Source organism: Fibrobacter sp. UWH1 (assembly GCF_002210365.1).
In the GTDB taxonomy this organism is placed as follows: domain Bacteria; phylum Fibrobacterota; class Fibrobacteria; order Fibrobacterales; family Fibrobacteraceae; genus Fibrobacter.
The window spans coordinates 1-11,348 of the sequence record NZ_MWQG01000061.1 but is presented as its reverse complement, the minus strand read 5'-3'; the positions used below and the strand labels follow the sequence as shown (position 1 = coordinate 11,348).

The following is an 11,348-nucleotide window of genomic DNA, read 5'->3' as shown; positions in this document are numbered from 1 at the left end:
TTTTTTGCATCCTTCAGATTCCGCTCGGATTATGCATTTGCAAATAGAATTCGGGACGCATTAAAAGAAGAAGCATGCAATTCAGATGTCGCAAATTTTGCGACAACTGCAGCTGACGGAAAAACATATCAAGTTGAGCATTATGATTTAGATGTTGTTCTGTCTGTTGGTTATCGTGTCAAATCTCCTAATGGCGTTAAATTCCGTCGCTGGGCAAATCAGGTGCTCAAGGAACATTTGCTTAAAGGCGGTTCTGTAAATCAGCGGCTGATTTCTCACGAGAACAAATTGGAAAATCATGATTCTAGGCTTTTGTCCCTCGAAAAGCAAGTCGATTTCTTTGTCAAGGCGAACTTGCCGCCGAGCGAGGGAATACTAAACGCAAAATCCTGGTGGAGCGGTTATGAGTTTGCCGCTCAATTAGTGCGTTCTGCAAAAGAAGAAATCGTCATTATCGATCCGTACGCCGACGATGTCACTCTTTCTTTAGTTGCAAAGAAGGCCGAAGGTATTAAAGCTTTCGTGTATTCGGCTCGCATTAACAGAACCATGAATGAAGAAGCAGCCAGGCTGAATCGGCAGTTCCCGACCGTTGAGCTTCGCAACATGCGTGATGTCCACGACAGGTTTATCATTGTCGATAATACAATTTACCATGTAGGCGCAAGCATCCGCGATTTAGGCAACAAGCTAACCGCATTTTCTGTACTGAGCGCAATCTCAAAGGAACAACTTTTAGAAAGCGTGAAATAAATAACCGTCGCTTTTTTAGCCTGTAGCGACTGGAGGAAAGTATGAACAGAAGCCAATTCTGGGCCATGGCCCGCGATCTCAAGGAACATCCCGAGAATCTCCCCAAGTACCGTGAAATCTATAGGAATGTCTATCCGTTCAGCGATGGCATTTTTAAGATGCTGATGGCGAGCGAAGGCAAGCCAGAGCGAATGAACCCGTGGTCATCGAGGTGCAGCAGAATTTCAACACGCTGTTCATGGACCGTCTGGTTTATTACACATCTCGCATCGTGAATAACCAGGTGAAGAAAAACAAGAGTTACGAGCTGCCGCATATCTATGTGCTTTCTCTGCTTGTGGATGACCAGTTCCCGCTGGAGCCTGACACTTATTTTCATCAGTGCCAGGTAATGCGGAACCGTAAATATCCATTCAAGAAGATTGATGTATTTCTTGTGGAAATGTCGAAGTTTTTCCGCATGGACGACCGTCTGCAAGAAGAAAATCGCCGGGAAGCCCGTGATGTGTCGCCCCGCGCAGAAATGCTGCGGCTCTTTCGCGATGTGTTGGAAGACAAGACCATCGACGAGGAAAAAGCGGGAAATCTCCTTGACGAAGACTTCGCAAAAGATGTATCTTTTGTGGGGTACACCGATGAACTTTTACTCCTGGTCTTCTTTCGTGAAACTTTAGCGCAACTAAAGTTGCGAAGTTTCATCGAAAAAGACATCCTTCAGCTATCAAGCGGCGAAGCCGCTTTCCCGTGCTAAAGCACGGAGCTTCAAGAGAGGTAGATAACATGACTGACATGCTTTACGAAAAGCAGGGCTCCTACCTGCAGGGAAAGGAAGAAGGTGCTGATGCCAAGAACAAGGAACTCGCCAAGGGTTTCCGCGATGATGGAATTCCGCTGGAAATCATTTCCAAGCGAACAGGCCTCACTCCCGAAGAAATCAGGGCACTGTAAAAGAGGCGCAGTCTCGCACCTGCGTCAAGAGCCGTTCCACATTGCTTTCGCGTTAGGGCTGCAACCACTTAGAGCTTTGCTCTTAGTGGGCCATGGTCCCCTTTAGAGGACCCCGCAGCCCGTATGGGTGGGACGCGCGAGTCGATAGCGCAAGGCACCGCCCCCGGCGAAGCCGGGGGAACGCCCCTATTTTGAAATCCCGCACCTAACCATTCTCCATTCCAAAGATCCTACCGGCTTAAAATTTTTTTCAATGATTTTTATTTGTAAACGCAAAACATCTAGTTTTTATGCGTTTATAAATGCAAAATGCTCTTCCCTAAAAGAGTTGACATTTTTTTTGAACACATCAAAAAACAGCCTATATGTAACAGGGTGTTACATATAGAAAATTTTGCTAAAAATGCGAGGAAAATGAGAGGTATTTTCGAAAAATCGGTAGCTGCGGGCGGTCGGGAGTCGCTTGGTTCTTTTCTATTATTTGGTTGTAAAAGTATGAGGAAATTTTTATGAAGATCATTTGTTTTAAAGCATTGGCTCTTGGGTGCGCAGTACCAATCTTTATGGCACTCGTAGCCTGCGGCGATGATAGCGGTTCTGGTCCATCCAAGGATGGTTCCGAACAGTCAAATCAAGACGTTTTGGATACGGTTCCGCATGAATCCTCGTTTGACAGCCTGAACGTGGGAGAGTTTTACGATTCCAAGAGCGGCAATACCTATGCTTTGGTGCGGTTCAAAACGTACCAGTGGCTCATGAGCGACATTCATTACGATACGTTCTCTGCCGGCCCCATGTGTTACGACCTGGATGATGCGAACTGCGAAAATTTCGGCATGCTCTATCGTGCTACAAAGGCGGAGAAAGCTTGCCCAGAGGGCTTTGAAATTCCATCGGAACAGGATTGGAAAGAGCTGAAAAAATACAGAAGTTCGCTAGACAAGGAACAACAGTTCGGTATGAACGTCAGGAAGGCTGGATTTTGTTCCGAGGCCGACGACGGTGAACTGAGCTGCCAAATGCAAGGTTCGAAGTCGTTCTACCTGACAGCGAACAATACCGTATTCGTGACAAATGACGGGTTGACCGGTTCCTTTGCGCCTGCCGAGAATAACGGTTTCTATTCGCTACGCTGCATTTCTAGAACCTACATAGTGAAGTCCGTAGAAAACCTCCCTACCTGCGATAGTTCTTCTCAAATGAGCCTCGGGGAATTCTATGTGACGGATGCCCAGAGTAACTACCGCTGCAACGGCTCCTACAAGTGGGTTGACAACTTCAATAGTGATTGCGAACATGTAAGAAAGGGCTACACCTCGGTAGTCAACGACACTACCTACATTTGCAAATATGGTTCCTGGGAAATTGCAGAAATAGATGACGTGGATCTTGAGTGCGGTGCTGCCAATGACGGCTCTACAACGAAGTTCAACGGCGTTGACTATGTTTGCCAAAATGATTCCTGGCGCAAGTTTACCGCTACAGAAATAAAGCTTGGCCTATGCAATGCCGAAGCTCTTGGCTTTGTCGGTTCCATTAAAAATGACAATTACTATTGTGATTCTACAGGGTGGCGCAAGGCTTCTTTTGAAGACATTGTAGAGGAATGCAACAAGGAAAAAGAAGGGCAATATATTCCGTACAATGGGGATTATTATGGTTGCAACAATACCGGCTGGGTCCGCCTTTCTGATATTGAAATTGAATTCGGCTTTTGCACAAGCAAGATTGCGGGTGCGCTAGATACGCTAAATGAAGTTATCTATGTGTGCAACGATTCCCTGAGATGGAGGGCTGCAAACCTTGTCGATGTCTATGGCAAGTGCACAGAAACCCGCAACGGAGATTCCGCAACATTCAATGAAAATCGTTATGCCTGCGCGGACACTTCTTGGCGCGCGTTTACCACCCTTGAAAAAACTCTTGGCAAAATTTGCTATAGCAAGAGGTTCGGTTCACTGGAGAAGGACGGGTACAACGCCTATTATGTTTGCGATTCTACCGGCTGGCATTCTGCGGGGGCAAGCGACATTTCGAAGGTTCACGGGGAATGTACCGCTGACAGGGCATACGATATTGTTGACTGGACTTCAGGCGGTAACACTTCGCCAACAAGATACTACTGCTCTACAAGCGGCACCTGGTCTGTATCTTCTACGCTAGAACAGAAAATCGGCTTGTGCCAGGCAAGCAACCGTGGCGAATTCAAGGTGTATAACGGCAGTAACTACATGTGCGATTCTACGGGTTGGAGAACCGCTACAGACAAGGATTTCCTTGGAAAGTGCGACAACAGTAACCTGGGTGCGACCAAGAAGTATATCAGCAAGTATTATGGCTGTTCCGAAAAGGGCTGGGTCGTTACTACGGCGCTCAACTGGAGCATCGGGACTATGTGCATGGAAAATTTCGAGGGCAAAACGGCAACCTATGCCGGGGCAAACATGGTATGCAACGGCAGCAACTGGATTTTGTCTGGCGACTTGACGCAAGCCCTTGGCGCATGCGATGAAATAAACTATAGAAAGCTTGTTAATGGGCTAGACGGCCAGCGCTATTTCTGCAATGGAACGTCATGGGCTATTTCGAAGTAAGGAGTGAGACATGTTAGACAAGTTTATCAAGACTATTTGCATTGCCTTTTTATCCATTGGCTTTTTTGCTTGCAGCGAAAGTTCTAACAGCGCACTAGATGAAGAGGAAATTTCGTCTGGGCTAGAGTCCTCCGACAGCGATTCCCCGGAAACCAGCAGCGAATCTAAAAGCAGTTCTTCTACAAAGTATTCTTCGACTACGCATATCGATATTTCTGAAATCAATATCGATGAGGGCTTTTACCTGGAAGAAAATACAGGCATCAAGTACAAGACGGTTACGGTCGGCCCGTTTGTTTGGCTTGCAGAAAACATTTCGGTAAAGCCGAAGGTCATCAACAGCACCTGCTACGGTAACGATGAAAAGTCTTGCGAAAAGTACGGCAGGCTTTACAGGCCGTTGGATGCGGGTGAGCTGTGCCCGGGCAACTTTAGGCTACCGCTCAAGAGCGAATGGGAATACCTTGTGCGGAATGGAAGAATTTTTGATGAAAAGCTTGGAATTACGCTTGGCGGATTCTGCAATACTTCGGATTCCTCCGGTTGCGTTGGTGCTGATTCCGTAGGAGCATTCATTACGGCAAAGAACAAGGCCTTCTATATTTCGAAGGATTCAAGCTACGCAACGGAGCAGGATAACATGACCTACTATTCGCTGCGCTGCATGAAATACGCCCATGTGGTTGCAAAGTTCGAAGATCTTCCAGAATGTGACGACGAAGCGCGAACCCTTGTGGATTCTTTTTATGTATGGAGCATAAAAGACGATCTGCATTGCGGGGAATATGGTTGGAGGCCCGTTTATTCTTCGAGTATCTTTGCAGACCACTGCGACGATGCCGGTGCGCTGTTCAAAAGCGATACTGCCATATTTGTTTGCAGGAGCAAGCGCTTTTACAAATCCGAAACATGGTCCTACGCAGCACCAGTCGATCTTTACGACTGCGATGATTCCATGCGTGATTCCGTCATGACGATAGGCCCCATAACGCAGGTCTGTGAAGAAGATGGCTGGAGATCGCTCGAGGAAATTGAAAAAGTCCATGGATTCTGCAAAAAGCCCAGCCAGTATAGGACGGAAATGTTCCAAAACCTTCCATATACCTGCGATGAAAATGGCTGGAACTTGTCGCTGCAGACAATCTTGAGTTCCTCTTCGATCAATATTTATTCCAGTTCTTCAAACCCGGCGAGCTGCACCAAGGAACTTTCTGTAAAGGTTGACGGCAATACGGCAATGCGTTGCGAAGCCGGGAGCTGGGTCGCCATTTCTGACACCGTTTACCTTGGCGTTTGCAACCAGGCGAAAATGAACAAGGTTACCGCAATCGGAACCAAGTCTTACCAGTGCCGCACCTACGGCTGGCAGCAGCTTAGCAGCATTGAACAATCCATTGGCGCATGCACCGACACTACCTTCGGCAAAATCAAGACGTACAGGGACACATCCTATTTGTGCAGAATCGAGGTTCCGTCATCGCAGTCGCAAAACGTACAGTTCTCCTGGGGGAAAATAACAAACGATGTAGCTTCCCTTGGGGCATGCACTGCTGACCTTATCGGCACCATAAAGAAAACTGCAAGTGGAATTTCCTACAAGTGCACGAGCAATTCATGGGTTGCCGCTTCGGTAAGCGATGTTTATGGAAATTGTTCTTCGACAAAAACTAAACTGTCGGGCGTTTTCAACGGAGTCGAATACATTTGCGACATTGACCGCGGATCGTACCAGTGGTATGCAATGCAGCCGATTGACTCGGTAGCAGGCTACTGCGCAAAACCCAGGGCAAACTTGCTGATTAGCTACAAAGACGTGTACTACATCTGCTCTGGAACCCCCGACCCTAACGTTTGGAAGGAAGCTACAAGGGAAGAAATACTCAAGAAGTGCACAACTGCGCTGGAAGGTGCTATTTATTCCGACTCAATGGTTACCGCCAAGTGCACGGCCAGTTCATGGAAGGCTGTTTTGACCGAAACCCTCAAGGACCCTCGCGATGGAAACGTTTACTACACAACTACTTTTGACGGAAAGACCTGGATGGCCGAAAACTTGCGCTACAAGGGCGCTGGAGTAGATCGTTTCTGGTATCCAAACGACAACATCAAATATGAAAGCAGGGGCCTCCTTTATCAATGGCACACTGCTATGCAGCTTGATTCCATTTACGACAAGACCATCCTTGGATATGACCAGATAAAGCCGCAATGGCAGGGACTTTGCCCGGCAGGGTGGCATATCCCGGATGAAGACGAACTATCGTCGCTTAGAAGAGCAGTGAACAATTCGAAAATTCCTGTATATGCAATCGGCCTGAAAGTCGCAGGGACAGGCTTCCGTTACCAATGGTATCGTAACGGCATTGATGTTGTTACAGGTTTTGAAAAGATAGATACTACCGGCTACTTTTGGGGAGCTAGCTTTGCTAACAGCAAAACTACGATAATTTCAAATGTTGTGGATTATGACAATTTTTCGACCACAACTCCAGAAATGTACATGCTCAACAGCAAGGTTTTCGCTCATGGCGTCCGTTGCGTCAAGGACTACTAGGGAGGTTGAAAAATGAAGAGCTATCTTAAATTATTTTTCATGACAGCAATGCTCTTTACCTTTGCTGCATGCAGTGATGACAGCGCAAGCGCAAGCAACAATGGCGAAGAAAACCCGGAATCCTCCAACGACCTTGAACAGGAATCTTCCTCATCGGCTCAGAGCAGCTCCTCTTGGAAGGAACTTTCTTCGGCGGCGGTCATTGACATTTCGCAGTTCAAAAATGACGACACCACGGTTGTCGATTCCGTAAACAACGCCGTTTACAGTACAGTCGTTATTGGGCCCTACAAGTGGATCAAGGAAACCATCCGTATCGAAAGCGATAGCGTCAAGAGTACCTGCTACGACTATGATGACGACAATTGTGAAAAATATGGAAGGCTCTACTACAACAGGTATAGCATTGGCAAAGTATGCCCCAAGGGATACAGCCTTGCAAGCAGGGGAGCATACTCCTATTCGGCGGCAAAGCTCGAACTTTCTACCGGCGGCTACTGCCAAAAGAACGATACGTTGGCCTGCAAGAACCTTGGAACCTACGGCTACTATAAAACAGGCGACGGCTATGCGTTTGTCATAGACTCCCTTGGCAAAAACTTCTTTGAAGATGATTCTTCAAACGGTTTCTATTTCGCCAAGTGCGTAAGGCCGCTCGGCATAGTGGCAAAGTTCAACGAGCTCCCTGCATGCGAAAGCTACAACCGCTACGAAAACGTCTTCGTGGCAGAAAAGGATTCTAGCTATGAATGTGGCAGTGACGGCTGGCATGCTGTTACAGGCACATCCGCAAAGGCATGTTCCGATACCTCGGCCAGGTTCTGGTATGCAGACACAATGCTTGTTTGCTCCAAGAACGGATGGAAGGTTGCCGGTCCTACAGAAATTGGCGAAGTTTGCCAGCCCGAAATCCGCTATAAGCAAGTGGAAATCAGCGGACGCACCTACGTTTGCGAAAACTGGTACTGGACGGAACTTGTCGGCCTCAATAAGGAACTTGGCTATTGCTACCAGGATATTTATGGAAAACTGGATACTGCAAAAACTGGGGAAGTCTATGCATGCCACGGCAGTTCCTGGGAAAAGCCATACATCAATGACATCTACGGCAAATGCGACAGCAGCAATGTTGGCCGAGTCGTTACATTCGATTCTGTACAGCAAGTGTGCCCCTCAGCACAGCAAGGCTGGAGACAGTTAACCGACATAGAAAAGGAAATTGGCCCGTGCACCGATTCAAGCTACCATAAAGTCGTGCTCTACGAAAAAGACACCACGGTACGCGTCTGCGAAAAGGGAACCTGGAAACTCGGAGACTACACATGGGTCTTTGAAACATGCAATACAAGCAACCGCGACATGCTCGATACTTTGTTCGGAACTCCATACAAGTGTCAGTCTTCCACCTGGAAAAGACTGAGCGACTTGGAAAGGCAAATTGGACCTTGCCTGAACAAGAACAATGGCGAACAGGTTACGGTATCGGATACGGTATTCCTTTGCAGCGGTGGACAATGGACCAAAAAGACAAGCCCAGGTAGTTCCAGCAGTTCTGTAAAAAGTTCCAGCAGTTCCGCCGTGAGCTCTAGCAGTTCAATACAAACCATGCTCTCGGTTCTTGGGGAATGTAATTCCGCACGCATTGGCGTGCTCGTTGACAACGGACTCAACAAGACAAAGTGCACCGCAAACGGTTGGGAATACCCCTATGGAACATTAACGGATTCTCGCGACAACCATGTCTACAGAACAACAGAAATCGCTGGACGCACATGGATGGCCGACAACTTGAAATACAACGGCAGCGATGTTGATGAAAGCTTGTGCCCTGGCCTTGCCGAAAGCAACTGCGAAAGCATGGGCCGTCTCTACAAATGGCACACAGTCATGAAACTCCCTGAAAATATCGACTATTCACTGCAACAGGATTCCACACAGTATCTGAAGGCTCAAGGAATTTGCCCGACTGGCTGGCACGTTCCGTCGTATGAAGAGTGGAATGACCTGGCGAATGCCATTGATTCTACGGTAGGTTCCTATTCAAACTACAATGACTATGTTGGTTTCCCTAAAATGCTGTCAGGGTATATTTCAGAAACCGAGATGGCAACTGGGTATTTGAAAGATTCGTATTTCCGCTCCTCGACAATTTACTTAGGCGCTTCGGATCATTCATACTTAGGCGCTTCAACCTCGGATCATTCATACAGCATGGATTCCAGTGCTAGACTGCATGCTTCATCAATATCACGAAGTGCATCACTTTCTCTCCGTTGCATCAAGGACTGATCAAAATAAACTTTTTGCGTCCACTTTCCTTACAACTGCAAAATGCAAAAGTCAAGCAGGAGACCATCAAAAATAGTCTATATGTAACAGGGTGTTACATATAGAAAATTCGGCTAAAAATGCGTGGGAAATGTGGGGCGTTTGAGGGAAAGCGGTTGCTGCGGGCGGTCGGGAGTCGCTAAGTTCATTTTCTACTATTTGGTTGTAAAAGATCGAGGAAAACTTTATGAAGTTCGGTTTGTTGAAAGTTTTTGTGCTTGGAAGCGTTGTTCCGCTCGCTGTTGCGCTCAACGCCTGCGGCGATGACTCCAGTTCCACCAGCGGGCCTGTAAACAACGACGGTTACCGCGGCGGCATTCCCGATACGGTTGAGACTTTCGTGGAACTGTCGAACTACGACTGCGGCAAGAGCCTGAGGTGCGTTACAACCTACCTGGTAGAATACCACGGCAAGGCTGTGTGCGATGGCGAAAATGGTTGGGTGTTCAGCCCACTTGTCGAGAAGATGGGTTGCGACTTTTTCACGGAATCCGGCCATTTCCGCGAAGAAGAATTCTCGTCCTCTTCAACCGAGCTCGTCCCCGACCCAAATTTGGAAACTGAAGAGTCTAGCGTCAGTTCTAGCAAAGGCGCATGGGCTTACTTGAATCCTGACATTGACTACAGTGAGTTTACTGATGCACGCGACGGCCAGGTCTATAAGACCCTCTCTACCAGCACCCAGACCTGGATGGCCCAGAACTTGAACTACGATCCGGGTGATGTTTCTGACATGGGCGAATACGCATGGAGTGGATGCTACAACAACAAGGCGGATTCCTGCTCCAAATACGGTCGCCTTTATACCTGGCAAGTCGCCATGAATAATGCAGATTGTGCTCATGGAAAGGAATGCAAGCCAAACGACTTTGTTCAAGGAGTTTGCCCAAGCGGCTGGCATTTGCCGAGCCTCTATGAGTATGAAGTACTTATCAACAACTTCGATTCTAAATTCGGTTATAACCACACTATTGAAGCACTTTCGTCAACAGCGGGCAAATATTTCAGGTCTATGACAGGTTGGGATTCTAGCGGCAATGGAACTGACTCCTCTGGCTTCTCTGCGCTCCCGGCTGGCTACAGGAACTACCATGGCGATTTCTACGATGCCGGTCGTTATGCCACCTTCTGGTCTGCTAGCGAGTTCAACAGTACCGACGCCTACTACCTACGCTTGTACTACAACATGGACGATGTCATCCTGAACTACCGCGATAAGGGCAATGTGTTCTCTGTTCGTTGCTTCAAGGACAACTAATCAATCCTTCAGGCAGCGAACATTGGCATAATCATTTGAAGCCATTTCATAGGACCCTGAGTGCACAGTATATATAAGATACTCTATTTCTCCAGAAGTCGATTCCTTCTCCGAGGAAGTCCATAAGCAAGCATCAAGCTCCAAGCTCTGGAATTTCAGCGACCCATCCGTTTTTACAGTAACAGAACCCGTTGGATAAAGATTAAAACTATAAGGATCCGTTAAACTCTTATAGTAAACAGAACTCCAACCTTCGGCAGATTTCAAGGACGAAGCCGTTTTCCCCGTATGAGCATACAAATCCTCATAGTCCTCGGCCGTTGGCAGATGCCAGCCTTCTGGGCAGATTGTCCTAGACTCACTTTGTGAATACATTCTACCGTATTTTTCACAATTGCTTTCTTCGTTATCATAACAATAACTTGTGGATGCGCCCTTATATTTCAAATTGTCGGCCATCCAGGTCTGCGATCCAATTGTCGCAATCTTGTAAACATGATCATCTCGAGAATCCGTAAGACTTCCAGTCACGACTGTGGCTGGATCTACGACGTAGTTTGCAAATTCAGTAGCTGTACCCTTTATGCAACGCAGAGACATGAAAGCACTTTTTTGGGTTTGCATGAATTGAGACCAAGATCGTTCCTTGACAAGCAACCATACCCATGCATTCCAATCATATTCCGTGGTCATGATAAAAGATGCCACAGCTCCAAATGAGCCTGCATCGGAACTATACGCAGGATTATAGAGACCTCCAGCAGGCAAAGCGCTAAATCCATAATCATCCGTTCCAAACATTTCTTCCGTCGTAGCTCTTTCTCCGGCCACATCCTTCCCACCCATTTCTTCTTCAAGCGCGGATTCTCATCGTCAAGTAAATCCGATCTAGGCTGAAAACAAAAAAAAATCC

Annotated in this window: 9 protein-coding genes; 8 read left to right on the top strand and 1 reads right to left on the bottom strand. The window is 47.3% G+C overall.

The features are described from left to right. From rhuM to B7992_RS15440, 8 genes are all read left to right on the top strand, one after another. On the top strand, nucleotides 1-753 hold a 753-nt coding region (rhuM, locus tag B7992_RS15470), incomplete at its 5' end, for a RhuM family protein (protein ID WP_141100504.1). 41 nt (nucleotides 754-794) lie between these two features. Next, complete coding sequence (locus B7992_RS17245; protein ID WP_254793766.1) at nucleotides 795-1,028, top strand: hypothetical protein; 234 nt, start codon at nucleotides 795-797, stop codon at nucleotides 1,026-1,028. Next, entirely contained in the window at nucleotides 965-1,504 is a 540-nt protein-coding gene (locus B7992_RS15465; RefSeq protein WP_254917737.1) for an Rpn family recombination-promoting nuclease/putative transposase, read from the top strand. The genes B7992_RS17245 and B7992_RS15465 overlap by 64 nt, the downstream gene beginning before the upstream one ends. A 29-nt stretch (nucleotides 1,505-1,533) precedes the next feature. Further along, nucleotides 1,534-1,701 carry a hypothetical protein gene (locus B7992_RS16835; RefSeq protein WP_158236654.1) on the top strand — a complete coding sequence of 56 codons (168 nt, stop codon included), beginning with the start codon at nucleotides 1,534-1,536 and terminating at the stop codon, nucleotides 1,699-1,701. 509 nt (nucleotides 1,702-2,210) lie between these two features. Further along, entirely contained in the window at nucleotides 2,211-4,295 is a 2,085-nt protein-coding gene (locus B7992_RS15455) for an FISUMP domain-containing protein (protein ID WP_088666737.1), read from the top strand. A gap of 10 nt (nucleotides 4,296-4,305) precedes the next feature. Further along, nucleotides 4,306-6,849: an FISUMP domain-containing protein gene (locus B7992_RS15450; protein WP_088666736.1), complete on the top strand. Its 2,544-nt coding sequence runs from the start codon at nucleotides 4,306-4,308 to the stop codon at nucleotides 6,847-6,849. Between the two features lie 12 nt (nucleotides 6,850-6,861). Then, nucleotides 6,862-9,138: an FISUMP domain-containing protein gene (locus B7992_RS15445; protein ID WP_088666735.1), complete on the top strand. Its 2,277-nt coding sequence runs from the start codon at nucleotides 6,862-6,864 to the stop codon at nucleotides 9,136-9,138. A 226-nt stretch (nucleotides 9,139-9,364) separates the two neighbouring features. Then, the gene (locus tag B7992_RS15440) at nucleotides 9,365-10,435 is read left to right on the top strand and encodes a fibrobacter succinogenes major paralogous domain-containing protein (RefSeq protein WP_088666734.1); all 1,071 of its coding nucleotides are present in this window, start codon (nucleotides 9,365-9,367) and stop codon (nucleotides 10,433-10,435) included. Here B7992_RS15440 and B7992_RS15435 read toward each other — a convergent pair whose 3' ends face one another. Then, entirely contained in the window at nucleotides 10,436-11,281 is an 846-nt protein-coding gene (locus B7992_RS15435) for an FISUMP domain-containing protein (RefSeq protein WP_088666733.1), read from the bottom strand. Between the last annotated feature and the right edge of the window lie 67 nt (nucleotides 11,282-11,348).